Origin of the sequence: Micromonospora sp. DT227 (assembly GCF_049841835.1) — a bacterium.
In the GTDB taxonomy this organism is placed as follows: domain Bacteria; phylum Actinomycetota; class Actinomycetes; order Mycobacteriales; family Micromonosporaceae; genus Micromonospora.
This window is the reverse complement of the sequence record NZ_JBNCLA010000010.1, coordinates 246776-270319: the sequence shown is the minus strand read 5'-3', so window position 1 is coordinate 270319 and position 23544 is coordinate 246776. Positions and strand designations below refer to the sequence as shown.

General features: G+C 73.1%; 26 protein-coding genes. 7 read left to right on the top strand and 19 right to left on the bottom strand.

Annotated features, from left to right (window positions below):
* Positions 1 to 64: 64 nt before the first annotated feature.
* Positions 65 to 829 carry an HAD family hydrolase gene (locus tag ACLQ2W_RS28775; RefSeq protein ID WP_405094062.1) on the top strand — a complete coding sequence of 255 codons (765 nt, stop codon included), beginning with the start codon at positions 65 to 67 and terminating at the stop codon, positions 827 to 829.
* 99 nt (positions 830 to 928) lie between these two features.
* The gene (locus ACLQ2W_RS28770; protein WP_425790339.1) at positions 929 to 1855 is read left to right on the top strand and encodes an EamA family transporter; all 927 of its coding nucleotides are present in this window, start codon (positions 929 to 931) and stop codon (positions 1853 to 1855) included.
* Here ACLQ2W_RS28770 and ACLQ2W_RS28765 read toward each other — a convergent pair.
* Positions 1818 to 2744: a diacylglycerol kinase gene (locus tag ACLQ2W_RS28765; RefSeq protein ID WP_425790337.1), complete on the bottom strand. Its 927-nt coding sequence runs from the start codon at positions 2742 to 2744 to the stop codon at positions 1818 to 1820. The genes ACLQ2W_RS28770 and ACLQ2W_RS28765 overlap by 38 nt on opposite strands.
* 95 nt (positions 2745 to 2839) lie before the next feature.
* On the opposite strand from ACLQ2W_RS28765, the gene ACLQ2W_RS28760 reads away from it, so the two are divergent.
* The gene (locus ACLQ2W_RS28760; RefSeq protein WP_405094059.1) at positions 2840 to 3586 is read left to right on the top strand and encodes a hypothetical protein; all 747 of its coding nucleotides are present in this window, start codon (positions 2840 to 2842) and stop codon (positions 3584 to 3586) included.
* Between the two features lie 58 nt (positions 3587 to 3644).
* Here ACLQ2W_RS28760 and ACLQ2W_RS28755 read toward each other — a convergent pair whose 3' ends face one another.
* Together ACLQ2W_RS28755 and ACLQ2W_RS28750 are read right to left on the bottom strand one after the other, a co-directional pair.
* Positions 3645 to 4295 (bottom strand): fasciclin domain-containing protein, encoded by a 651-nt coding sequence (locus tag ACLQ2W_RS28755; protein WP_107155602.1) that lies wholly within the window; start codon positions 4293 to 4295, stop codon positions 3645 to 3647.
* 103 nt (positions 4296 to 4398) lie between these two features.
* The gene (locus ACLQ2W_RS28750; RefSeq protein ID WP_425790335.1) at positions 4399 to 5097 is read right to left on the bottom strand and encodes a hypothetical protein; all 699 of its coding nucleotides are present in this window, start codon (positions 5095 to 5097) and stop codon (positions 4399 to 4401) included.
* A 151-nt stretch (positions 5098 to 5248) separates the two neighbouring features.
* Here ACLQ2W_RS28750 and ACLQ2W_RS28745 point away from each other — a divergent pair, with 151 nt between their 5' ends.
* Entirely contained in the window at positions 5249 to 6133 is an 885-nt protein-coding gene (locus ACLQ2W_RS28745) for an ABC transporter substrate-binding protein (RefSeq protein ID WP_425790333.1), read from the top strand.
* A 78-nt stretch (positions 6134 to 6211) separates the two neighbouring features.
* On the opposite strand, the gene tatC is transcribed toward ACLQ2W_RS28745, so the two are convergent.
* From tatC to ACLQ2W_RS28720, 5 genes are all read right to left on the bottom strand, one after another.
* Positions 6212 to 7165, bottom strand: a complete 954-nt coding sequence (gene tatC, locus ACLQ2W_RS28740; protein WP_405094056.1) for a twin-arginine translocase subunit TatC — start codon at positions 7163 to 7165, stop codon at positions 6212 to 6214.
* Between the two features lie 20 nt (positions 7166 to 7185).
* On the bottom strand, positions 7186 to 7506 hold the full coding sequence (gene tatA / locus ACLQ2W_RS28735; protein ID WP_405094055.1) for a Sec-independent protein translocase subunit TatA: 321 nt from the start codon (positions 7504 to 7506) through the stop codon (positions 7186 to 7188).
* 188 nt (positions 7507 to 7694) lie between these two features.
* Positions 7695 to 7937, bottom strand: coding sequence for a hypothetical protein (locus ACLQ2W_RS28730; protein ID WP_425790372.1), 243 nt, complete (start codon positions 7935 to 7937; stop codon positions 7695 to 7697).
* 15 nt (positions 7938 to 7952) lie between these two features.
* The gene (locus ACLQ2W_RS28725; protein ID WP_405094054.1) at positions 7953 to 8963 is read right to left on the bottom strand and encodes a helix-turn-helix transcriptional regulator; all 1011 of its coding nucleotides are present in this window, start codon (positions 8961 to 8963) and stop codon (positions 7953 to 7955) included.
* A complete protein-coding gene (locus ACLQ2W_RS28720; protein WP_281940772.1) occupies positions 8960 to 9958 on the bottom strand; it encodes a helix-turn-helix transcriptional regulator in 999 nt (332 codons plus the stop codon). Before ACLQ2W_RS28720 ends, ACLQ2W_RS28725 begins: the two co-directional genes overlap by 4 nt.
* A gap of 126 nt (positions 9959 to 10084) precedes the next feature.
* Between ACLQ2W_RS28720 and ACLQ2W_RS28715 the strand changes: the two genes are divergently transcribed.
* Together ACLQ2W_RS28715 and ACLQ2W_RS28710 are read left to right on the top strand one after the other, a co-directional pair.
* Complete coding sequence (locus tag ACLQ2W_RS28715; RefSeq protein ID WP_425790329.1) at positions 10085 to 11074, top strand: cation diffusion facilitator family transporter; 990 nt, start codon at positions 10085 to 10087, stop codon at positions 11072 to 11074.
* A gap of 44 nt (positions 11075 to 11118) precedes the next feature.
* Positions 11119 to 12204, top strand: a complete 1086-nt coding sequence (locus ACLQ2W_RS28710; protein ID WP_425790327.1) for a DUF3866 family protein — start codon at positions 11119 to 11121, stop codon at positions 12202 to 12204.
* Between the two features lie 19 nt (positions 12205 to 12223).
* Here the strand turns inward: ACLQ2W_RS28710 and ACLQ2W_RS28705 are convergent, their stop codons facing one another.
* The 8 genes from ACLQ2W_RS28705 to arc all read right to left on the bottom strand — a co-directional run bounded on the left by ACLQ2W_RS28705 (position 12224) and on the right by arc (position 20109).
* Positions 12224 to 12448 carry a hypothetical protein gene (locus ACLQ2W_RS28705; RefSeq protein ID WP_425790325.1) on the bottom strand — a complete coding sequence of 75 codons (225 nt, stop codon included), beginning with the start codon at positions 12446 to 12448 and terminating at the stop codon, positions 12224 to 12226.
* Positions 12449 to 12508: 60 nt separating this feature from the next.
* Complete coding sequence (gene pafA, locus ACLQ2W_RS28700; protein ID WP_425790323.1) at positions 12509 to 13867, bottom strand: Pup--protein ligase; 1359 nt, start codon at positions 13865 to 13867, stop codon at positions 12509 to 12511.
* 124 nt (positions 13868 to 13991) lie between these two features.
* Positions 13992 to 14825, bottom strand: a complete 834-nt coding sequence (gene prcA, locus ACLQ2W_RS28695) for a proteasome subunit alpha (RefSeq protein ID WP_425790321.1) — start codon at positions 14823 to 14825, stop codon at positions 13992 to 13994.
* Positions 14826 to 14888: 63 nt separating this feature from the next.
* Positions 14889 to 15728: a proteasome subunit beta gene (gene prcB / locus ACLQ2W_RS28690; RefSeq protein ID WP_199199544.1), complete on the bottom strand. Its 840-nt coding sequence runs from the start codon at positions 15726 to 15728 to the stop codon at positions 14889 to 14891.
* Positions 15647 to 16144 (bottom strand): endonuclease VII domain-containing protein, encoded by a 498-nt coding sequence (locus ACLQ2W_RS28685; protein WP_425790318.1) that lies wholly within the window; start codon positions 16142 to 16144, stop codon positions 15647 to 15649. Before ACLQ2W_RS28685 ends, prcB begins: the two co-directional genes overlap by 82 nt.
* Before the next feature lie 211 nt (positions 16145 to 16355).
* On the bottom strand, positions 16356 to 16562 hold the full coding sequence (locus ACLQ2W_RS28680; protein ID WP_046562769.1) for a ubiquitin-like protein Pup: 207 nt from the start codon (positions 16560 to 16562) through the stop codon (positions 16356 to 16358).
* A gap of 106 nt (positions 16563 to 16668) precedes the next feature.
* Positions 16669 to 18186 carry a depupylase/deamidase Dop gene (gene dop, locus ACLQ2W_RS28675; protein ID WP_425790316.1) on the bottom strand — a complete coding sequence of 506 codons (1518 nt, stop codon included), beginning with the start codon at positions 18184 to 18186 and terminating at the stop codon, positions 16669 to 16671.
* A 141-nt stretch (positions 18187 to 18327) separates the two neighbouring features.
* Positions 18328 to 20109, bottom strand: coding sequence for a proteasome ATPase (gene arc, locus ACLQ2W_RS28670; RefSeq protein WP_107155587.1), 1782 nt, complete (start codon positions 20107 to 20109; stop codon positions 18328 to 18330).
* Positions 20110 to 20286: 177 nt separating this feature from the next.
* On the opposite strand from arc, the gene ACLQ2W_RS28665 reads away from it, so the two are divergent.
* Positions 20287 to 20580: a ferredoxin gene (locus tag ACLQ2W_RS28665; protein WP_107155586.1), complete on the top strand. Its 294-nt coding sequence runs from the start codon at positions 20287 to 20289 to the stop codon at positions 20578 to 20580.
* Between the two features lie 102 nt (positions 20581 to 20682).
* Here ACLQ2W_RS28665 and ACLQ2W_RS28660 read toward each other — a convergent pair whose 3' ends face one another.
* The 3 genes from ACLQ2W_RS28660 to ACLQ2W_RS28650 form a co-directional block, all read right to left on the bottom strand.
* The gene (locus ACLQ2W_RS28660) at positions 20683 to 21255 is read right to left on the bottom strand and encodes a hypothetical protein (protein ID WP_343447548.1); all 573 of its coding nucleotides are present in this window, start codon (positions 21253 to 21255) and stop codon (positions 20683 to 20685) included.
* Positions 21256 to 21404: 149 nt separating this feature from the next.
* On the bottom strand, positions 21405 to 22349 hold the full coding sequence (locus tag ACLQ2W_RS28655) for a tRNA (adenine-N1)-methyltransferase (protein WP_425790313.1): 945 nt from the start codon (positions 22347 to 22349) through the stop codon (positions 21405 to 21407).
* On the bottom strand, positions 22346 to 23488 hold the full coding sequence (locus tag ACLQ2W_RS28650; protein WP_425790311.1) for a M50 family metallopeptidase: 1143 nt from the start codon (positions 23486 to 23488) through the stop codon (positions 22346 to 22348). The genes ACLQ2W_RS28655 and ACLQ2W_RS28650 overlap by 4 nt, the downstream gene beginning before the upstream one ends.
* Between the last annotated feature and the right edge of the window lie 56 nt (positions 23489 to 23544).

The window sequence follows — 23544 nt, the reverse complement described above, 5'->3', positions numbered from 1 at the left end:
GCCGACGACCACCGGTCAAGGCCGTCCGGCAGGGCGGTCGGAGCGGGTCGGTAGGGTGCACGACGTGCCGGACCGTACCGAACTGCCCCACGCCTCGCGCGGCGCCGACGACGCCGTCCGCCCGAGCCCGTCCCGCCGGCCCGTGGAGGCGGTGCTCTTCGACTTCCACGGCACTCTCGCCCAGGTCGAGGAGCCGCTGGCCTGGGTGCGCGCCGCCGCGGCCGCCTGCGGGGTCGAACTGGACCGGATCAAGGCCACCTCGCTCGCCGACCGTCTGCTCACGGCCGGCCGGGCCGGCGGCCCGCTGCCCGCCCGGGTGCCGCCCCGGCTGGCCGAGCTGTGGGCCGACCGCGACCTCTACCCGCACGCCCACCGGGGGGCCTACACCGGGCTGGCCGAGACCGTCGACGCCGGCATCGACGGGCTCGCCGACGCGCTCTACGAGCGGGTGCTGGTGCCCGAGGGCTGGTTGCCGTACCCGGACACCGCGCCGGTGCTCGGCGCGCTGCGGGCCGCCGGGGTGAAGGTGGCGGTGGTCAGCAACATCGGCTTCGACCTGCGACCACTCTTCACCGCCTGGGACCTGGACGCGCTTGTCGACGCGTACGCGCTGTCGTACGAGGTGGGGCGCTGCAAGCCGGACCCGGGCATCTTCCTGCGGGCCTGCGGGCTGCTCGGCGTCGACCCGGAGCACACGCTGATGGTGGGCGACACCCCGGCCGACGCCGGCGCGGTGGCGGCCGGCTGCGGCGTGCTGGTGCTGCCGTGCGCCGAACCCGGCCGGCCGAACGGGCTGGGCGCCGTGCTCGACCTGGCCGGCATCCGGTGACCGGCCACGCGTCGGGTCGTCAAGCCGGCCGCGCGGCGGAGCCTCGGGCCGGCCGCGCGGCGGAGCCCCGGGGCCGACGTGCCCGGCCCGATGTCCGGCATGCCGGCTGAGGTCAGCGGCGGCACCGCCCGGCACCCCCTACCGCCGGGCCGGCTCGGTGGGGTGGCGCTGGTGCTCGGTGGGGCGTTGTCCGTGCAGTTCGGCTCCGCGCTGGCCGCGTCGTTGTTCCCGCGGACCGGGGTGGCCGGGGCGGTCACGCTGCGGCTCACTCTCGGCGCGCTGCTGATGCTCGTCGTGTGCCGGCCCCGGCTGCGCGGGCACCGGCGCGGCGACTGGGCCGCCGTGGTCGCGTTCGGGCTGGCCCTGGCCGGCATGAACTCGATCTTCTACCAGGCGATCGAACGGATCCCGCTCGGGCCGGCCGTGACGCTGGAGGTGCTCGGCCCGTTGGCGCTCTCCGTGGTCGGGGCACGCCGGGTCGCCGCGTGGTGCTGGGCCGGGCTGGCGCTGGCCGGCGTCGCCCTGCTCGGGCAGGGCGGCTTCGACCGGCTGGACCCCGTCGGCGCGGCGCTGGCGCTGGCGGCGGGCACGATGTGGGCGGCGTACATCGTCTGCTCGGCCCGGGTCGGCGCGCGGTTCCCCCGGGCCGACGGGCTGGCCCTGGCCCTCACCGTGGCGGCGCTTGTCACCCTGCCGATCGGGCTGGTCGACGCGGGCGGTCGGCTGGCCCACCCGGCGGTGCTGGGGCTCGGCGCCGGGCTGGCGCTGCTCGCCTCGGTGCTGCCCTACAGCCTGGAGCTGGCGGCGCTGCGGCGGCTGCCCACCGCCACGTTCGCGGTGCTGATGAGCCTCGGACCGGCGATCGCCGCGCTGGCCGGCTGGCTGGTGCTCGGTCAGGCGCTGCACCCGGTCGAGGTGCTCGCCATCGCGCTGGTGGTGGCCGCGAGCGCGGGCGCGGTCCGCGCCGCCGCCCCACCACCGGCCGTGGTCAGCGCAGCAGCCGCAGCGCCGCCGGCACGGCGGTGACGGTCACCGGCAACGGGAACGCCCGCTCGCCGTCCACGTACGTGGTGATGCCGTCGGCGACCAGCTCCACCGTCCGCGCCCGGTAGGTCCGCACCAGCGGGTGCGTGACGTGGGTGCCCCGGTAGATGCGAGGCTTGACCCGCATCAGCGTGCGCCTGTCGAAGCGACCGCCCACCACCACGTCCAGCAGCCCGTCGGTCGGGTCGGCGTCCGGGCAGATCCGCATGCCGCCGCCGTAGCTGGCCGCGTTGCCGACCGCGACCAGCACCGCGTCCATTTCGTGCGGCTCGCCGTCGAGGGTGAGCCGGTAGCGGCGGGGGCGCAGCCGGGCCAGCTCGACCAGGATCGCCAGGTCGTAGCGGCGCCGACCGCGCGGCCAGCGCATCCGGTTGGCCCGCTCGTTGACGATCGCGTCGAAGCCGGCCGCGAGCACCGCACCGAACCAGCGGTCGTCGTCGCCGGGCCGGGACAGCCGGGCCAGGTCCACCGGGCGGGTCCGGCCGGCGGCCAGCGCGGCGGCGATCACGTCGACGGCGGCGAGCGGGTCGGCCGGGTAGCCGGTGTCCACCGCGAAGTCGTTGCCGGTGCCGGCCGGGACCGGCCCGAACGGCACCGCCGTGCCGGCGACCGCCTGCACCGCACGGTGCACGGTGCCGTCGCCGCCGACCGAGACCAGCGCCCCGGCGCCGCCGGCCACCGCGGCGTGGCACGCCGCCTCCGCCTCCCCGGCGGTACGCGCGCGCAGCAGCTCCACCGGGCGGCCGGCGGCGCCGAGGCGCGCCAGGACCTCCGGCAGCAGGCCCCGGTGCCGGCCCCGGGCGGCGGTCGGGTTGGCGAGCACGGCCACCGGGCCGGGCGGAACATGATCGGGCGCGGTCACGGCGAGCACGGTACGACACGGGGCGCACCGCCCACCAGGGGAGACACCGACGTCGGTGATCGACGGGGCCACGGCGCGGACGACCGTACGGCATACTCCGCGCCATGCGTTCCCGCACGCTGATCGCCGTCCTCGCCCCGTTCGCGCTCGCCCCGTTCGCGCTGGCCGCCGGGCTGTGGTGGGCGCACCGGCCGGGCGAGACGCCCTGGCACGACAGCGCGGTCGCCGACGCGACCGGGACCGTCGACCGGCTGGAGAGCCGGTTCGACGTCGACCACCTCTACCAGGCCGACGAGTTCGTGCACGCCGCCGGGCAGGAGCAGGCGGTGGAGGTGCTCCAGGTGCGCGGCGAGACGCACTGGCAGACCGGGGTGACGTTGGTGCTGCGGGTGACCGGGCACGGGGTCGGCGTCAACGACTGGGGCGAACGGGTCGAGGGCACCGAACCCGTCTGCTTCCGGCTGAACCTCGGCCCCGAACGGGACGACCGCGACGACGACATCGACTGCCCCACCGGCGACCCGCTGCCGGTCCCCCGGGACCCGTCCCTCACCGGCGTCGACGCTCGGCTCCGGGCGGCGCTCACCCGGTCCGGCCCCGACGAGGCGGCGGTCCGTGCCGCCGTGGCCGGCCTGGAACTCGACCCGGCCGTACGGCAGGAGATCGCCGTGCGGGGCGGCACGGTCGGCGTGGCGCTGCGGGCCAGCCAGTACGACTGCCTGCTCGCCCGCGTCGGCCCGACAGGCGCCGCCGAGACCTGGCGGCCCTCCCACGTCCAGCTCGCCCCCGGCGAGCTGAGCTGTACCGCCGGGCTGGCGTTGAGCAGCCAGTTCGGCCACTCCGTCCGCTGACCGGCGACACGACGACGGCGCCCGGCACGGAGCCGGACGCCGTCGGACGGGACGTGGGTCAGGGCAGGTCGACCGGGCGCAGCACCCGGTCCACCGCGTGGGCGATCTGCTTGTTGCCCTTGTTGATGTCGTAGCGGACCACCCGCGCGTCACGGTCGTTGGTGTCCGCGTCGACCAGGCGCACCTGCTTGCCGTACCAGCAGTGCCGCACGTCGACCTCGACGGAGGCGCCGAGTGCGGTCGACAGCTCCGCGCCGTCGGCCTTCAGCGCCGCCTTCCGGTCGATCGTGGCGCCCGGCACCACGTGGTAGAGCAGCACGTTCTCCACGGTGTCCACACCCAGGCCGGCGACCCCGTCGAACGCGGCCTTCTCGCTCGGCAGCGTCCGCGCGTGGGTGATGTCGCGGACCAGCTCGCGGAACGCGTAGTCGTTCGGCACGAACGCGGTCAGCGCGACCGTGCCGTCGGTGAGCACCTTGACCGGCGAGTTCGGCTTCGCCTCCAACACGGTCAGGACCGCCTTGGTGAGCACGTCGAAGTCCCGCGCGTTGCGGTCGAAGCCGCTCTTGTCGGCGGTGAGCACCGCGGCCAGCGAACGCGTGCCGGGCTGCTTCGCGCCGGCCTGGGCGGGCGCGGCGGCGACGGCGGTGGCCACCGCCGCGGCCGTGGCGCCCACGGCCAGCCGGGCGGCGAGACGAGCGATGTTCATCGGGGAGCCTTTCGTCGAGGCGACCAGGTCCGTGACTGTCGTCACGACCCTTGCTTCGCCCGCACCGTCCCCGATGGATGCACCCGCGTCGCAACTCCTCCGATCAGCGCACCACCAGCCGCTTGCTCACCGACGGCACCCCGTCGCCCTTGACCTTGAGCGTCCAGTTCCCGGCCGCGCCCAGGGCCACCACCGTCTCGGCGGTGCCGTTCGGCTCCGCCTTCAGCTCGGCGATCCGCTTGCCGTCCGGATTGAGCACGTACAGCGTCCGGGCGCCGGCGGTCTTGTTGGTCACCTTCAGCGAGAGCTTCTCGCCGGGCTCGGCGATCAGCCCGTCCGCGCCGGTGAGCGTGTCACCGGTCAGCTCGACGGCGATCGCCCGGTCGTACGCGGTCTCGGCCGCGGCACTGGCCACGTTGCCGTCGTCGGAGACGGTGATGCGGGTACGCACCCCGTCGCCCTGCCGGCCGGGCTTGCAGGCCACCTCGTAGGAGCCGGTGGCGAGCGTGGCGCGCAGGTCGCCGGTGCGGCCCGCCGGCACGTCGGCCACCTCGGCGATCACCTTGGTGAAGCCGTCGCCCTCCCGGCCGTAGACGTAGACGCCGGTGGCCTGCTGCCCCCGGTTGGTCACGGTGAAGGTCACCGTGCCGGGGGTGAACAGCGTGGTGGTGACCTCGCAGCTGGTGTCGGTGGCGGTCACCGGGACCTGCTCGCCCTTCGGCGCGGGCTCGTCGTCGCCGCAGGCGGTGAGCGCGGTGGCGGCACAGAGGACGGTCAGGACGGCGGCGGTACGGCTTTTCATCGGGGCTCTCCGGAGCGGAGGTCAGCGCGCTGACCGGGACGGGGCGTGGGACTCGGCGGAGTCAGCAGAGTCTAAGCGGGCCGGCGGTGGCGGCAAGGCCCGAGGGCGACTCGAATGTGCGGCCGCGCGCCGGCCCGGCATGATGGGCGGCATGCGTCTGGTTTCCCTGCTCCCGTCCGCCACCGAGATCGTCTACGCGCTGGGCCTCGGCGACGACCTGGTCGGGGTGACGTTCGAGTGCGAGGTGCCGCCGTCGTACCGGGCCGGCGTCACGGTGGTGGTGGGTGGACGGGACACCCGCGGCATGAGCCCCGGCGAGATCGACGCGTACGTGCGGGAGCGGGTCGCCGCCGGCGACGACCTGTACACGTTGCACGCCGGCGCGCTGGCCGGACTGGACCCGGACCTGATCCTCACCCAGGACCTGTGCCGGGTCTGCGCGCTGCCGTCCGGCCGGGTGGCCGACGCGGTCGACCATCTCGGCGCGCGGGCGGAGGTGCTCTCGCTCGACCCGTACACGCTCGACGACGTGCTGGGCACGATCCGCGCGGTGGGCGCGGCGGCCCGGGTGCCGGACCGCGCCGAGGCCCTGGTGGACGGCCTGCGCGCCCGGCTGGCGACGATCCGGTCGGCGGTGGCCGGCCGGCCCCGGCGGCGGGTCGCCGTGGTCGAGTGGGTGGACCCGCCGTTCGGCGCCGGGCACTGGATCCCGGACCTGGTGGACGTCGCCGGCGGCGAGCCGGTGGCCACCAGTGCGGGGGCCCGGTCCACGCCGACGACCTGGGCGGAGCTGCGGGCCGCCGACCCGGAGGTGGTGCTGGTCGCGCCGTGCGGCTTCCGGCTGGACGGGGCCGCCGACCAGGCCGCCGCGGTGGCCGGGCACTTCCCCGGCGCGGAGGTCTGGGCGGTGGACGCGGACGCGCTCATCGTGCGGGCCGGTCCCCGCCTGGTCGACGGCGCCGAGGCGATCGCCGCGATCCTGCACCCCGACGCCGTTCCGGCGCTGTCCCCCACCGCCGCCCGCCGGGTGGCATGAGCCCCGATCCACCGCACCTCCCGGACGACGAACGCCGCCCCCGAGCGGCGGGGACGGCGTTCGGGACGAGCGGAACGGTCAGGTCATGTCGTCGTAGCGGCGCTCGATCGGCGCCGGCGCGGCGACCGGCTCGGGGGCCGCGACCGGGGCGGACGCCTCGATCCGGGCGCCGGTCGGCACCGGCTCGTCGGACAGGTCCAGCGGCGACACCTCGTCGTCGGCGATACCGGCGTAGACCTCCCGGCCCCGCCCGCGCCGCCGGTCGTTGATGAACGCCACCCCGACCGCGCCGAAGTAGAGCGCGGAGAGACAGATCGCCAGCGCCGTCATGCCGAACGGGTCCGGCGTCGGCGTGACCACCGCGGAGAACGCGAAGAACACGAAGATCGCCACCCGCCACCAGCTCAGCAGCCGCTTCGCGCTGGCCAGGCCGACGAAGTTGAGCATCAGCACGATCAGCGGGAACTCGAACGCCACCCCGAACAGCAGGATCAGGTTGGTGACGAAGGAGATGTAGCGGGTGACCTCAAGGTTGGTCGCGATGTCGTCACCGGAGACGTTGAGCAGGAACTCCAGGCCCTTGGTGGTGACGAAGAACGCCAGCACCGCGCCGGCGGCGAACAACGGGGCCGCGAGCGCGGTGAAGATGTACGCGTACCGCCGCTCGTGCCGGTGCAGGCCGGGCGCGATGAACGCCCAGAGCTGGTAGAGCCAGACCGGGGCGGCGATGATCAGGCCGACCCAGAGACCGATCTTCAGATTCAGCAGGAAGACGTCGGCGACGCCGAGCTGCACGAACAGGCACTTGCCGGTGTCCGGATCGACCGACTGCGGCAGGTCGCAGTAGGGCTGCGACAGCAACTTCCGGACCGGCTCGGCCAGCCAGAAGCCGAAGCCGAAGCCGACCACGACCGCCAGGGAGGCCCGGAACAGGCGGTTACGCAGTTCGCGGATGTGCTCGATGAGCGTCATCGAGCCGTCGGCGGCGCGCGCGAACGTGCTCGGCCCGCGCTTCTTCAACCCGAAGGCCACGGTGATGAGGCCCCTTCGGATCAGTTCTCGCGGACGCGCTGCACCGGGTCGACCGGCGGGGCGACCGGCTGCTGCGGCTGCGGGGCATACTGCTGCTGGGGCTGCGCGTACTGCTGCTGGCCCTGGAGCGGCTGCTGCGGCGGGAGAGGCTGGTAGGCGGCCTGCGCGTCGGCCTTCTCGGCCAGGTCACGGTCGTCGTCGTGCAGGCTCTTCGTCTCGGCCTTGATGATCCGCAGCGAACGGCCCAGCGAGCGGGCCGCGTCCGGGAGCCGCTTCGCGCCGAACAGCAGGATCAGCACGACCACGAGTACGGCGATGTGCCACGGCTTGAGGGCACCCATGGGAAGCTCCAGTCGCTCTGTGTCGGTGGTGAGGTGGGTCGCCGCCCATCGTACGTGCGTCGCAGCGGCTTGCCACCCCCGCCGGGCCCGCTGGTGCCGACCCGGTCGGTGAAGTCTCGGCCAACCCGAAGTGTCCCGTCAACCACCCGTCCCGGCGCATTCGGGTGGGAAACGGCACGCGTCGATCACTACTCCCCGCGCCTGGCCTTGATCAACATGATCCGCTCCTGCGCGACGGTCGCCCGCTCCTGGAGCGCCTCGGCCCGCGCCTGCAACTCCTCGGCGGCCGAACGCAGCGACTCCGCCTCGACGGCCCGGCGCTGCAACGCCACCGCCGAACGGCGCAGCCGGGGCAGCCGGGCCACCACCGGGCGGACCGCCAGGGCCAGCACGACCAGCGCGAAGAGCACGACCCCGAGCACGATCCACATCACCACGCGGTCAGCCTATCGGGTGACGCCGGTGGCCGCCGGACCGGCGGTGCCGGTCGGGACCGCGTACGCGTCCAGCGCGGCGACCGCCTGCGCGCGGACCTGCTCGGCCAGCTCGGCCGGGGCCACCACGGTCGCGTCCGGGCCCAGCCCGAGCACGAACCGGCGGGCCCAGCCGAGGTCGGTGACCCGCAGCGACACCAGCCACTGCTCGCCGTCGGCCTCGACCCGCTCGCACGGATAGTATTCGGTGATCCACCGCTCGCCCCGGCCGATCCGCAGCGTGATCAACGGCAGGTCGGCCGACGGCCGGAACACGCCGTCCCGCAGGTCGTGCGGGCGGGCCTGCGGCGGCACCACGGCCCGCTCCGGCAGCTCGGTGACCGCGTCGATCCGGTCGGCCCGGAACAGCCGGACCGCCTCGGCGCGGCGGCACCACGCCTCCACGTACGCCCGGCCGCCCACCGACAGCATCCGCAACGGGTCGATGGTGCGTTCGGTGGACTCGTCCCGCGCCGGAGTGTAGTAGGTGATCCGCAGCGCGCGGCCCCGCTCGACCGCGGCGCGCAGCTCCCGCACCCGGTCGGTGTCGCCGGGCAGCAGCACCTCCACCGGCGCGCCGCCCAGGTCACCGGCCGCGCTCTCGATCTTCGCCAGGGCCCGCTCCACCGCCTCCCGGTTGGCCACCCCGGGCGTCTCGGCGAGCATTCGCAGCGCCACCACCAGGGCCAACGCCTCGTCGGGGGTGAGCCGCAGCGGCCGGTCGATGCCGGCGTCGTAGGTGATCGTCACCCGGTCGCCGTCGAACGCCATGTCGATCAGGTCACCGGGGCCGTAACCCGGCAGCCCGCACACCCAGAGCAGCTCCAGATCCTCCCGGAGCTGCCGCTCGGTCACGCCCAGGTCGTGCGCCGCCTCGGCGATCTCGATGCCGGGGCGGGCCAGCAGGTAGGGCACCAGGTTGAGCAGCCGGGCCAGCCGGTCGGCCGAGGCACGGCCGGCGCGGGCCGCCGCCGGCCGGGTCACCGGGCACCCCCGGCCACCGCCAGCTCGTCGTGCCGGGCCGCGACCTCCTTCAACCGCTGGATGACCGCTTCCCGGACCTCCGGCGGCTCCAGCACCCGCACGTCCGGGCCGTACCCGACGATCTGGCCGGCCAGGAACTCGGCGTCGGCGTACGGCAGCACCAGCCGGTCCCCGTCCGGCCCGGCGTGGCTCTCCACCGCCCAGCGGCGCAGCCCGGCGGCGCGGCCCGGCGTGACCAGCACGGTCGCCCGGCCGGTGCGCTCCACCGGCCCCGACCAGCGGGCCACGTGACTGATCAGGTCCACCCCGGCAGGCGGCTGGTAGGCACCCGGCTCGCCGGTCGCCCGGACCGCACCGACGACCCGGGAGAGCCGGAAGCAGCGGGTCGCCGCCCGGTCCAGGTCGTGACCGACCACGTACCACCGGCCGCGCCAACACACCACGCCCCACGGCTGCACCCGGCGGCGGGTCGGCGCGTCCCGGTCCGGCACCCGGTAGTCGAAGGCGACCTCCCGGCGGTCCCGCGCGGCGGCGGTCAGCGGGGCGAACGCCGGATCGACCGTCACCATCGGCTCCAGACCCAGGGTGGCCTGCGGGTCCACGTCGATGCCGGCGGCGCGCAGCTTCGCCAGCCCCGACGAGGCGGCGGCGGCGAGGCCGGCGTGCTGCCACAGCCGGGCCGCGATGCCCACCGCGGCGGCCTCGTCCGGTTCCAGCGGGATGTCGGGCAGCGCGTACTCCCGGTGGGCGATCCGGTAGCCCGGCTCGGCGTCGAAGACGCTCGCCGTGCCGGTCTCCAGCGGCACGCCCAGCTCCCGCAGCTCGGCCTTGTCGCGCTCGAACTTGCGCTGGAACGCCTCATGGTCCTTGGCGTCGTCCGGGTCGTGCTCGTAGCCGGGCACGGTCGCGGCGATCTGGGCGGCGGTCAGGAAACGCCGCGTCGACAGCAGGCAGATCACCAGGTTGACCAGGCGTTCGGTACGGGTCCGGGACACGTACCGAACGCTAGCAGCCCGCGCGTCCGACGCGGGCACCCACGCGGGCGCGGCGCGCGGTCACCACCCGAGCGGCCCCGTCCGGCTCACCGGGCGGCCCGTCCGGACCGGCCATAGGGTGAGCCCATGGCGGAACCGGAAGTCAAGACCGAGAGCGTCGGCACCGTCGTGGTGGCCGGCGCGGCCAACCTCGCCATCGCGATCGCGAAGCTGGTCGCGGGCCTGCTCTCCGGCTCCGCGGCGATGCTCTCCGAGGCCGCCCACTCGGTCGCCGACACCACCACCGAGGTGCTGCTCTACCTGGCGCTGCGTCGCGGCGCGCGGCCCGCCGACCCCCGGCACCCGTTCGGGTACGGCAAGGAGAGCTACGTCTGGGCGTTCCTCGCCGCGCTGTTCACGTTCGTGGCCGGCGCCGGTTTCGCCATCACCCACGGCGTGACCACCATCCTCGTGCACGACCACACCGGCGACTACCTGGTCGCGTACGTGGTGCTGGCGATCTCGTTCGCCATCGAGTCGGTGTCGCTGGCCCGGGCCGTCCGGCAGGTGCGCGGCGAGTCCCGGCGCTGGCGCACCACCCCCCGCCGCTACCTGCGGCTCACCGCCGACACCACGGTCAAGGCCGTCTTCCTGGAGGACAGCGCCGCGCTTGTCGGCCTGCTCATCGCCGCCGCCGGGCTCACCCTGTCCCACCTCACCGGCGACGAACTCTACGACGGCGTCGCCTCCATCCTCATCGGCGTGCTGCTGCTGGTGGTCGCCGCGATCCTGGCCCACAGCAACATCTCGCTGCTGGTCGGCCGCGCCGTCTCGGAACGCACGCACCGGCAGATCGAGCAGGAGCTGGCCGCGCTGCCGACGGTCGACCGGGTCGACACGCTGATGACCATGTTCCTCGGCCCGGAGGACATCCTGGTCGCCGCCAAGGTCGACTTCCGCGACGACGCCACCGGCGCCGAGATCGAAGCCGCCGCCGACGAGGCGGAACGCCGACTCACCGGGCGGTTCCCCGAGATCGCGTACGTCTTCCTCGACCCCACCCGGTCCCGCGCCACCGGCCGGCGCGCCCGGACCACCCAGGACGAACCCGGTCGACCCGTCGACCAGGGCGCCTGACCCGGCCGTCGCCCGCCCCGCCGCCGGCCGATAGGTTGCCGGTCATGGTGCGATGGCGGTCCGGCACGGTCACGACGGTACGACGACGGTGGGCCGGCGCCGTGGAACTCGACGTCGACCTGCCCGACGGCGCCCGGATGCGGGCCCTGGCCTACCCGGCGCTGGTCGGCGACCCGGAACCCGGCGACCGCGTGCTGCTCAACGCCGGCGCGCTGCTGATGGGCCTCGGCACCGGCGGTTACGCCCTGGTCGTCGCGCTGCCCGACCGGCTCCCCGCCGACCCGCCGCAGGCCGGCGACAGCCGCGACGCCGGGCACCTCGTCAAGGCCCGCTACACGCCGCTGCAACCGATCCTGCTCGGCGTCGACGAGGAAGCCTCCCCGCACCACCACCGGCTGGCCTCCGCCGAGTCCGTCGACGGCATGCCGGTGGTCACCGCCGACCTGCACTCCGCCCTACCGGCGATCCTGGCCGGCGTGCACGCCGACGCCCCGCACGCCCGGATCGCGTACCTGCTCACCGACGGCGGCGCGCTGCCCGCCTGGTTCTCCCGCACCCTCGCCAGCCTCGCCGGCCACCTCGCCGGCACGGTCAGCGTCGGCCAGGCGTTCGGCGGCGACCTGGAAGCCAGCACGCTGCACAGCGGCCTGCTCGCCGCCCGGCACGTGCTCCACGCCGACCTGGCGATCGTCGCCCAGGGGCCGGGCAACCTCGGCACCGGCACCCGCTGGGGCTTCTCCGGCGTCGCCGTCGGAGAAGCCGTCAACGCGGTCGCCACGCTGGGCGGACGCCCGGTCGGCTCACTGCGGATCTCCGACGCCGATCACCGCCCCCGGCACCGCGGCGTCTCCCACCACAGCCTCACCGCGTACGGCCGGGTGGCGCTGGCCCCCGCGGAACTGGTCGTGCCCGACGGCCTCGACCCGGAACTGGCGGCGGACGTGACGGCGGCGCTGGCACCGCTGGCGGACCGGCACCGCGTCGTCACGGTGCCCACCGACGGCCTCGACGCGGCGCTGCGCGCCAGCCCGGTCGGGCTCTCGACGATGGGCCGCGGCCTCGACGCCGACCACGCCTACTTCCTGGCCGCGGCCGCCGCCGGCCGGTACGCCGCCGGCCTGCTCGGCTGAGCCGACCCGCCGGCCGACCTCAGCCGAAGAAGACGATCAGCCCGACCCAGGCCGCCACGATCACCACCAGCGCGACCGCCATCGCCCACGTCGGCACCTTGTGGTCACCGCGGCGGTTGCGCTCGATCTCGGCGCGGATCTTCTCCCGCCGCCGGTCGATCCAGTTGAGCTTCTCGGTGCCGCCGTCCCGCTCGCGGCCGGAGGTACGGCCGCGCGCGCGGCCCTGCGGTTCGGAAGTGTCCATGGCCAGGCCAGCCTACCGGGGCCGCGGCGGCCGGCACCAAGGCACCGGCCGCCGACGCGCTCACATGCTGGCGATCAGCCGCTCCACCCGCTCGTCGTACGCGCGGAACGGGTCCTTGCAGAGCACCGTGCGCTGCGCCTGGTCGTTCAGCTTCAGGTGCACCCAGTCGACGGTGAAGTCACGCCGCTTCTCCTGCGCGTGCCGGATGAACTCGCCACGTAGCCGCGCCCGGGTGGTCTGCGGCGGCGTCTCCTTCGCCTCGAAGATCTCCGGGTCGTTCGCCACCCGGTCCACCTCACCCCGACGCTCCAACAACCCGTACAGGCCCCGGCCGCGACGCAGGTCGTGATAGGCCAGATCCATCTGCGCCACCCGCGGATGCGACAGCGGCAGGTCGTGCTTGCGCTGGTAACGCTCGATCAGCTTGAGCTTGCTCACCCAGTCGATCTCGCGTGCCACCGGGTCCAGGTCACCGGTCTCCACCGCCCCCAGCACCCGCCCCCACAGTTCCACCACCCGCTTCGCGGTCTGGTCTCCGCCCCGGCGCTCCACGAACTCCGTCGCCTTCGCCAGGTATTCCTGCTGGATCTCCAGCGCCGAGACCTCCTTGCCGGAGGACAGCCGAACCTTGCGCCGGCCGGTGATGTCGTGCGACACCTCCCGGATGGCCCGGATCGGGTTCTCCAACGTCAGGTCCCGCATCACCACGCCGGCCTCGATCATCCGCAGCACGATGTCGGCGGTGCCGACCTTCAGCAGCGTGGTGACCTCGTTCATGTTGGAGTCGCCCACGATGACGTGCAGCCGGCGGTAGCGCTCCGCGTCCGCGTGCGGCTCGTCCCGGGTGTTGATGATCGGCCGGCTCCGGGTGGTCGCCGAGGAGACGCCCTCCCAGATGTGCTCCGCCCGCTGCGACAGGCAGTAGACCGCGCCGCGCGGCGTCTGCAACACCTTGCCCGCACCGCAGATCAACTGCCGGGTGACCAGGAACGGGATCAGCACGTCGGCCAGCCGGCCGAACTCCCCGTGCCGGGACACCAGGTAGTTCTCGTGGCAGCCGTACGAGTTGCCGGCCGAATCGGTGTTGTTCTTGAATAGATAGATCTCGCCCGCGATGCCCTCGTCGTGCAGCCGCTTCTCCGCGTCGACGAGCAGCCCCTCCAGGATCCGCTCGCCGGCCCGGTCGTGCGCCACCAGATCGGTCACCGAGTCGCACTCCGGCGTCGCATATTCCGGATGCGAGCCCACGTCCAGATAGAGGCGAGCCCCGTTACGCAGGAAAACGTTGCTCGACCGGCCCCACGACACCACCCGTCGGAACAGGTACCGCGCGACCTCGTCGGGGGAAAGCCGGCGCTGCCCGCGATAGGTGCAGGTGACGCCGTACTCGGTCTCGAGGCCGAAGATTCGCCGCTCCATGATGAGACATTAGCCGCCCGGAGCCCCCGATGGGCAGCGCCCGCCGTCAGCGTCGTACGCCGGGACCCCCGGACAGCGGCGAACCCCGCCACCTCAGCGGTGTGGCGGGGTCCGGAAACCGGTGTCACTCGCCGGGCGCGTCCTCCCGATTGCCCTCCAGGTCGGCCGAACCCGCCGACGTGATCGGCTTCTTCGCCTCCTCGGTCGGCACCGTCGGCGTCTTCGCCCGGCCCGGCGCCGGCGCGACGTCCGCCTCCGCGTCGCCGTCCAGCAACGCGGTCAGCGCCGCGCCGGTGATCCGCCGGAACGTCCGGCCCACCCGGCGCCGGTCCAGGACCGCCACCTCCAACTGGTTCGCCGCGATCGTCCGGGCCGCCCCGCCCTCACCGCCGACGCTGCTCAGCGCCTTCATCGCGGCGCGTACCGCCTCCGACAGCGACATCTCCGGCCGGTGCTCGTTCTTCAGCACCCCGGTGATCGCCTCGGCCTGACCGCCCATCGCCATCCGGCCCGGCTCGTCGTTGACCGAGCCGTCGTAGGTCACCCGGTAGAGCGAGTCGTCCTCAGCCGTGGCGCCCACCTCGGCCACGCAGATCTCCACCTCGAACGGCTTCGACTGCTCGGTGAAGATGGCGCCCAGCGTCTGCGCGTACGCGTTCGCCAACGCCAGGCCGGTCACGTCGCGCCGGTCGTAGCTCAGGCCGTTGAGGTCGGCCATCCGCACCCCGGCGCGCCGCAGGTTCTCGAACTCGTTGTACCGGCCGACCGCGGCGAAGCCGATCCGGTCGTAGATCTCACTGACCTTGTGCAGCGTGCTGGACAGATTCTCGGCGACGAAGAGCACCCCGCCGTCGTAACTCAGGACCACCGCGCTGCGGCCCCGGGCGATGCCCTTGCGGGCCAGCTCGGAGCGGTCGCGCATGATCTGCTCGGGCGAGGCGTAGAACTGCATGGCCACGGCGGCGGTTCTCCTTCGTACCTGTGGTGCGGGACTGCTGACTCGGTGGACGTGCGAGCGGGGTCAGCCGCCGGGGTTCTCCATCCGACCGGACACCACGCTCTCCGCGATCGCCGCCGTCTCGGCGTCGGTGAGCCGGTGGGTGCCCTCGGCCGTCGCGGTCATCACGACCGGGTAGATCCGCCGGGTCAGGTCGGGGCCGCCGGTGGCGGTGTCGTCGTCCGCGGCGTCGTAGAGCGCCTCGACGGCCAGCCGCGTCGCGTCGTCGACCGACAGGCCGGCCCGGAAGCGCTTCTTCAGCGCGGACTTGGCGAACAGCGAGCCGGAGCCGATCGCGTCGTAACCGGTCTCCTCGTAGGGACCGCCGGTCACGTCGAAGCTGAAGATCCGGCCGGCCCGCGCCGGGTCGCTCGCGGCCAGGTCGAAGCCGGCGAACAGCGGGACCACGGCCAGCCCCTGCATGGCCGCGCCCAGGTTGCCCCGGATCATCGAGGCCAGCCGGTTGGCCTTGCCGTCGAGCGAGAGCATCGCGCCCTCGATCTTCTCGTAGTGCTCCAGCTCCACCTGGAACAGTCGCATCAGCTCGATGCCGATGCCCGCCGTGCCCGCGATGCCGACAAGCGAGTACGCGTCGGCCGGGTGCACCTTCTCGATGTCACGCTGGGCGATCAGGTTGCCCATGGTGGCGCGGCGGTCGCCGGCCATGACCACGCCGTTCGCGGCCGCGATCGCCACGATGGTGGTCGCGTGTGGCGCCAGGTCTGCGGCCATGCCGGGCGGCAGCGGCCGACGGCCCGGCAGCATCTCGGGGGCCGCCTTGCTCAGGAACGTGGTGAAGGAGGACGTCCCCGCGTTGGTGAACACATCTGGAAGACGCCCGGATGGATCAAAACCCGCTGCCACGTGGTTCCTCTCAGGTATGTGATCGCCCCGGCCAGGTTGTCGAGGTTGTCCTTGAACTGGCCGAGACCGCCGTTGCAGTTGAAGCAGAGTATCCCGCGGACCCATCCGGTGCGATGATCGTGGTCCAGATGTTCCGGATCGGGACGCCGGCAGATCGCGCACACGCCGCCCTGCTCGGCCAGGAGCTCCTGGAACTCCTTCTCCCCGACCCCGTAGCGGCGACGCAGGTGGTACTCGCGACTACCGCCGTAGAGCCGCTGCCGCGTTTCCTTGCCCTTCTCGTTGTGGCACGGCTTGCAGTATCGGCCGTAACCACCCCGCCCGGACCGATTGCGCGGGAAGTCGTCGAGCACTTTCGTCTCGCCGCATGTCGGGCAACGACGGTGGCCATCCGGAACGGCCGGCAGCTCCCGCACCTCTCGCCCCTGCTTCTCCTTCAGGCGCCTGGCGTAGCTCGCCTTCGAACGAAGGTTGAAGCAGGGCTTGCAGTAACTGCCCCGACCGTCAGGGCGACGACTGTTGGCGCAGAACTCTTCGAGCGGCTTCCACTCGTGGCAGTCCCGACAACGACGGTAGCCATCCCGGTCGTCAGAGCTCTTGGGCATGTCTGATTTAACCGGCCATGCCCTATTCGCCCCCTTTCTGTACATAGCCCCTGACGAATTCCTCGGCGTTCTCCTCCAGGACGGAGTCGATCTCGTCGAGCAGGTCGTCGACGTCCTCGGTGATCTCGGCGTGCCGCTCGGCCACCTCGGGATTGGCCTGCGCGGTGACCTCCTCGACCTCCTCGTGGGACTTGCCGGACTGGGTCTGACCACCCTCTTGCGTCGCCATGGTGGTGCCTCCTCCACGATCGCCTGCGATCAACTTACCTCGCGCGGGCGACGAAAAGCCCGCCGCGCGCCGGGTTCGGCACGCAACGGGCCTTCCGGCAACCGGCTCAGCCGCCGGTCAGCAGCTCCAGCAGATCCTTGGCGCTCTCGCACCTGTCGAAGAGCTGACCGACGTGCGCGCGGGTGCCCCGCTCGGGCTCCATCATCGGCACCCGGACCAGCGACTCCCGGCCCACGTCGAAGATGACCGAGTCCCAGCTCGCGGCCACCACCTCGGAGGCGTACTGGGCCAGACACCGGCCGCGGAAGTAGGCCCGGGTGTCCTCCGGCGGCTCGGTCATCGCGGTGCGGGTCTGCTCGTCGTTGAGCAGCGTCTTCATCGAGCCGCGCTGGACCAGCCGGTGGTAGAGGCCCTTCTCCGGCCGCACGTCGGAGTACTGCAGGTCGACCAGTTGCAGCTTGTGCGAGCCCCAGCCGAGCTTCTCCCGCTCCCGGTAGCCCTCCAGCACCCGCAGCTTGGCCACCCAGTCCAGCTCGTCGGCGCACTCGAAGGCGTCGCGGCCGAGCCGGTCCAGCACGCTCTCCCAGCGGTCCAGCACGTCGGCGGTCTGCGCGTCCACGTCGGGGCCGTACCGCTCGTCCACGAAGGAACGGACCCGCTCGTGGTAGGCCCACTGCACGTCCAGCGCGGTCAGCCGGCGACCGTCGCGCATCCGCATGAGGTGCTTCAGGGACGGGTCGTGACTGACCGCGCGCAACTCGCCCACCGGGTCGGCGATGCCCAGGTCGGCGCCGAGCGCCTTCTCCTCGATCATGGCGAGGATCAGCGACGTGGTGCCGACCTTGAGGAACGTGGAGATCTCGGAGAGATTGGCGTCGCCGATGATGACGTGCAGGCGGCGGTACTTGTCCGCGTCCGCGTGCGGCTCGTCGCGGGTGTTGATGATGGGCCGCTTGAGCGTGGTCTCCAGCCCGACCTCGACCTCGAAGAAGTCAGCACGTTGGGAGATCTGGAAGCCGCTCTGGCCGCCGTCCTGGCCGATGCCCACGCGGCCGGCGCCGCAGACGATCTGCCGGGTCACGAAGAACGGCGTCAGGTACGCCACGATGTCGGCGAACGGTGTCTGCCGGCGCATCAGGTAGTTCTCGTGGGCGCCGTAGCTGGCGCCCTTGTTGTCGGTGTTGTTCTTGTAGAGGTGGATCGGGTGGGTGCCCGGGATGGTGGCGGCCCGTCGGGCCGCCTCGGCCATCACCCGCTCGCCCGCCTTGTCCCAACGGACCACGTCGAGCGGGGTGGTCACCTCCGGGGTGGAGTATTCGGGGTGGGCGTGGTCGACGTAGAGCCGGGCGCCGTTGGTGAGTATCACGTTGGCCAGCCCGAGGTCCTCGTCGGCGAGCGCCTCGGCCGGGTCGTACGCCGCCCCGGAGTAGGTGAACCCGCGGGCGTCGCGCAGGGGCGACTCCTCCTCGTAGTCCCAGCGGGCCCGGCCGCCCCGGTTGAGTTCCGGTCGCGCCCCGTAGGCGTTGACCACCTGCGAGGAGGTGACCATCGGGTTGGCTCCGGCCTGGCCGGGCACGGAGATGCCGTACTCGACCTCGGTGCCCATGATCCGTCTGACGCTCATCGACCTGCCCGCTCCGCTCGCCGTCCCGGTCCCCGTCACGTCGAGCGTAGTCGGCACATCGACGGTAGGTGGCGCGCCGTCCCGCTCGGAGACGACCGACCGGGACGGCGCCGGTGTGGCGCCGCCCCGGTCGGGCCGGTCTCAGAGGTACTGGCCGGTGTTGCTGGCGGTCTCGATGGACCGGCCGGCCTCGGTGCCCTTGCCGCCGGAGACGAGCGTGCGGATGTAGACGATCCGCTCGCCCTTCTTGCCGGAGATGCGGGCCCAGTCGTCCGGGTTGGTGGTGTTGGGCAGGTCCTCGTTCTCCCGGAACTCGTCGACGCACGCGTCGAGCAGGTGCTGCAACCGCAGCCCCTTGCGCCCGGAGGTGAGGAACTCCTTGATGGCCATCTTCTTGCCCCGGTCGACGATGTTCTGGATCATCGCGCCGGAGTTGAAGTCCTTGAAGTAGAGGACTTCCTTGTCGCCGTTGGCGTAGGTGACCTCGAGGAAGCGGTTCTCCTCGGTCTCGGAGTACATCCGCAGGACGACGGCGTCGATCATCGCGGCCACGGTGGCCTGCGGGTCGCTGCCGTGTTCGGCCAGGTCGTCGGCGTGCAACGGCAGGTCGGCCAGGACGTACTTCGTAAAGATGTCCTTGGCCGCCTCGGCGTCCGGCCGCTCGATCTTGATCTTCACGTCGAGCCGACCGGGCCGCAGGATCGCCGGGTCGATCATGTCTTCCCGGTTGGAGGCGCCGATGACGATGACGTTCTCCAGCCCCTCCACGCCGTCGATCTCGCTGAGCAGCTGGGGAACGATGGTGTTCTCCACGTCGGAGGAGACGCCGGAGCCGCGGGTGCGGAAGATCGAGTCCATCTCGTCGAAGAATACGATCACCGGGGTGCCCTCGCCGGCCTTCTCCCGGGCGCGCTGGAAGATCAGCCGGATGTGCCGCTCGGTCTCGCCGACGTACTTGTTGAGCAGCTCGGGACCCTTGATGTTGAGGAAGAAGCTGGTGTGCCGGTCCTTGCCCAACCGCTCGGCGATCTTCTTGGCGAGCGAGTTGGCCACCGCCTTGGCGATCAGCGTCTTGCCACAGCCGGGCGGACCGTAGAGCAGGATGCCCTTCGGCGGCCGGAGCTGGTGCTCGCGGAACAGGTCGGCGTGCAGGAACGGCAGCTCCACCGCGTCGCGGATCTGCTCGATCTGCGCCTGGAGGCCACCGATGTCCTCGTAGTCGACGTCGGGCACCTCCTCCAGGACCAGCTCCTCGACCTCACTCTTCGGGATCCGCTCGTACGCGTACGCCGAGCGGGGCTCGATCATGAGTGAGTCGCCGGCCCGGATCGGGCTGCCGATCAGCGTCTCGGCGAGGTGCACGATGCGCTCCTCGTCCGAGTGGGAGACCACCAGCGCCCGGTCACCCGGCGCGCCGTCCGGACCGACCAGGATCTCCTTGAGCATCACCACCTCGCCGACCCGCTCGAAGCCGAACGCGTCGACGATGTTGAGTGCGTCGTTGAGCAGCACCTCCTGCCCACGGCGCAGCTCGTCGGTCTCCAGCGAGGGCGAGACGGCGACGCGGAGCTTGCGCCCGCCGGTGAACACGTCCACCGTGCCGTCGTCGTGCTTCGCCAGGAAGACGCCGTAGCCACTGGGTGGCTGGGCGAGCCGGTCGATCTCCTCCTTGAGCGTCACGATCTGCGCGCGAGCCTCCTTGAGGGTGCTCACGAGCCGCTCGTTGTTCTCGGTCAGCCGCGCCAACTGTGCCTGGGTGGCCGCCAGCCGCTCTTCGAGCTGCCGGACGTGTCGGGGGCTTTCGGTCAACTTGCGCCGCACCAGAGCGAGTTCCTCTTGCAGGAACGCGACCTGCGTGGAGAGATCGTGGGCTTCCTTTTCCCACCGTGCGGCGCGCGAGTCCGCGTCGTCGCTGCGTGCCACGTCCCACCTCCCCGGGGGGCTTGAACGTTCTGAGCTAACACTAGCCGCTATGAGCCCGATTCGGTCCTCCGCAACGCGCTCGTCACCGAAGCTTGATCGCCAAGGGCTGGTCGACGGGCGGGTACGGGCGTTCGGGTACCGTCAGAGTCCGGGACGGGAGAACATGGGGGGTGCTTCGTGACCGACGTCGCGACCGACCAGTTGCAGGTCTGGGTCGACCAGGACCTCTGCACGGGTGACGGACTGTGTGTGCAGTACGCGCCGGAGGTCTTCGAGTTCGACGTCGACGGCCTGGCGTACGTCAAGGGCCCGGACGGCGAGCTGCGGCAGGCCCCGGGCGCCCGGGTGGACGTGCCGGAGCACCTGCGCCTCGAGGTGATCGACTCGGCGAAGGAGTGTCCGGGCGAGTGCATCCACGTGACGCGGGGCAGCGACGGCGTCGAGGTGGCCGGCCCGGAGGCCGAGGACTGACGCACGGCTGACGCGGGCCGGGGACGCCGTCCCCGGCCCGCGTCGTGCCGCCTGGGCCGTCACCGGCTCAGAGCCCCGGTGGACTCGGAGCATGGGCCGGCTTCAGAGCATGGGCCGGCCGACCACCGAGGCCACCAGCCGGGCGAACTCCTCCAGCCGGGTGATCTGCCCGGCGCCGCCGTCGTCGAGCGTCTTGCCGAAGCGCAGCGCGTCGTGCCGCGGGGTGCCGGCCGCCTCGTCGCTCGGCGGCGCCTCGTCAAGCGAGCTGAGCAGCAGGTACACGTCGATGCTGTCGACCCGGACCGTGCCGTCCTCGGCGCGGGTGAGCCGGCGCCGGCAGCCGACCTCGGTGACCGTGGAGACCGGCACCACCCGCAGCGACGAGGTCATCGCGCCGGGCGGCCCCTCCCCCGGCGGCACGTCCTCGCCGTGCCAGAGCACCAGCCGGCTGCCGTCGCAGACGACGACCTCCTGCCACACCCCGTTGACCTCGTTGACGAAGCGTTCCAGCGTGAAGCCGAGCACGGAGGCCCCGCGCAGCACCCCACCGAGCGCCTCCAGGGCGATGTCGGGGTCCCGCAGGTACGCCCGGGCGGCCGATTCCAGGTCGGCGTAGGGCGACCAGTCGGGGAAGACGGCGGGCATCTCGCCGTTGCCGTAGCCGGGACTGCTCACGCCACCTCCCGTCGACCGGTACCGCCGGGGCCGGGACGGACGCGCCCACCGCGCGTCCCGGTCCGCTCTGTCATGCTTACCGTCTCCGGTGTCGTCGTCCCCACGGGCACACATGATCCGCCCGACCGTGGCGGTTCGCGCGGCGGGGGTCAGGACTGGTCGGGCTCCTCCGCCGGCCGGGCCGCCGCCGCGGCGCGCAGGGCGTCGCGGCGCTGCGCGTACGCCTCGGCGCCCTTGCTGGGCTTGCGCCGGCGCGGCGGCGCGGTGACCCCGGGGGCGAGCTTGCGCGCGGAGACCAGGAACGCGGTGTGCGCGATCATGCGGTGGTCCGGCCGGACCGCGAGGCCCTCGGCGTGCCAGTCGCGGACCATCGACTCCCAGGCGCGCGGCTCGGTCCAGCCGCCGCGCTCGCGCAGCGCCTCGACCAGCTCGGAGAGCTGCGGCGTGGTGGCCACGTAACCGATCAGCACGCCGCCGGGGACCAGCGCCCGCTCGACCATGTCGAGCATCTCCCACGGGGTCAGCATGTCGAGGATGATCCGGTCGAAGCCGGTCTCGGCGCAGTCGGCGACGTCGCCGACGTGCAGCCGCCAGGCCGGGTGCGGGCCGTTGAAGAACGCCTCGACGTTGCGCCGGGCGATCTGGGCGAAGTCGTCGCGCAGCTCGAAGGAGTGCAGCTCCCCCTCGGTGCCGACGGCGCGCAGCAGCGAGCAGGACAACGCGCCGGAGCCGGCGCCGGCCTCCAGCACCTTGGCGCCGGGGAAGATGTCCCCCATCGCGACGATCTGCGCCGAGTCCTTCGGGTAGATCACCTGCGCGCCGCGGGGCATGGAGAGCACGTAGTCGGAGAGCAGCGGTCGCAGCGCCAGGAAGGCGGTGCCGCCACCGGCGGTGGTGACCACGCTGCCGTCGGGCAGGCCGACGAGCGTGTCGTGCTTGAGGATCCCGCGGTGGGTGTGGAACTCCTTGCCGGGCTCCAGCGTCACGGTGTGCATCCGGCCCTTCGGGTCGGTGAGCTGGACCCGGTCGCCGATCCGGAACGGCCCGCGGTGGACCGGGGGCAGCGCCGGGACGGTGGAGTTCTCTACGGTCACGTGTTCGTCTTCCGTCTCGGTTCGAGGAGCTGGGCGAGGTCCGCGACGTGGAGCACGCCGACCACATCTTCGCCTGCCGTCACCAGGTACTGCGCGGCCGGGTGGGTGCGGACGGTCTCCAGCACCCGCTCGCCGTCCGCGCCGACCGGCAGGGCGGGCAGCGCCGCCAGGCCGCGCGCCACCTCGTCCACCGCGAGCCACGGCCGCCGTTCCGGGGGTACGCCGGCGGCGCGCGCCGGGTCGACAAGCGCCACGGTCCGGCCGGCGGAGTCGACCACGGCGAGCGCGGCGTCCGGCGTGCCCGCCTCGGCGCGGCGGCGCTGCGCCTCGGCCAGCGGGGTGCCGGTGGGCACCGGCAGCAGCGGGCGGGCCAGCCGGGTCAGGTCGACCAGGTGCAGCCGGCGACCGATGCGGGCCAGTCGGATGGACTGCCCGGCGCCCCGCCACAGCGTCAACGCGACCAGCAGGAGCAGCGGCAACGCCAGCGGGGCGAGCGCCCGGCGCAGCGTGAGCGCCACCACCAGGGCCAGCGTGCCCAGCGCCACGGCCCGGCCGACCCAGCCGGCCACCTCGGTGCCCCGGTGCCGGTCCCGGGTGAGCGCCCAGACCGCGGCGCGCAGCGCGCGCCCGCCGTCCAGCGGCAGCCCGGGCAGGCTGTTGAAGATCGCCACCACCACGTTGCTGACCGCGAGCTGGAAGGCGAGTTGGTGGCCGAGGGTGCCGGCGGGCAGCGTGAGCGTGGCGGCGACCGCGCCGGCGCCGAGCACCGCGGACACGGCCGGGCCGGCCAGGGAGATCAGCAGCTCGGTCCGGGGGTCGGGGGCGTCGGAGTCCATCTCGGTGTACCCGCCGAGCAGTTCCAGCGTGATTCCCCGCACACCGATGCCGAACCGGCGGGCGGTGAGCGCGTGTCCCAGCTCGTGCAGCAGCACGGAGCCGAGCAGCGAGACGACGAAGCCGAAGCCGACCAGGTAACCGCCGAGCGGGCCGAGGTCGAGCTGGCGGCGGGCCAGCGCCGCGTAGAGCACGGTGACCACGACGGTGAGCAGCAGCATCGACGCGTCGGCGCGCAGCGGCACGCCGAAGACCCGGCCGAGGCTCAGCCCGGGCCGGCGCGGCCGTCGGGTCCGCTGGTCCACCCCGGCGATGCTACGCGTCTGTAGATCATGGTCCGGCACGGCGACGGTGGTGGTGT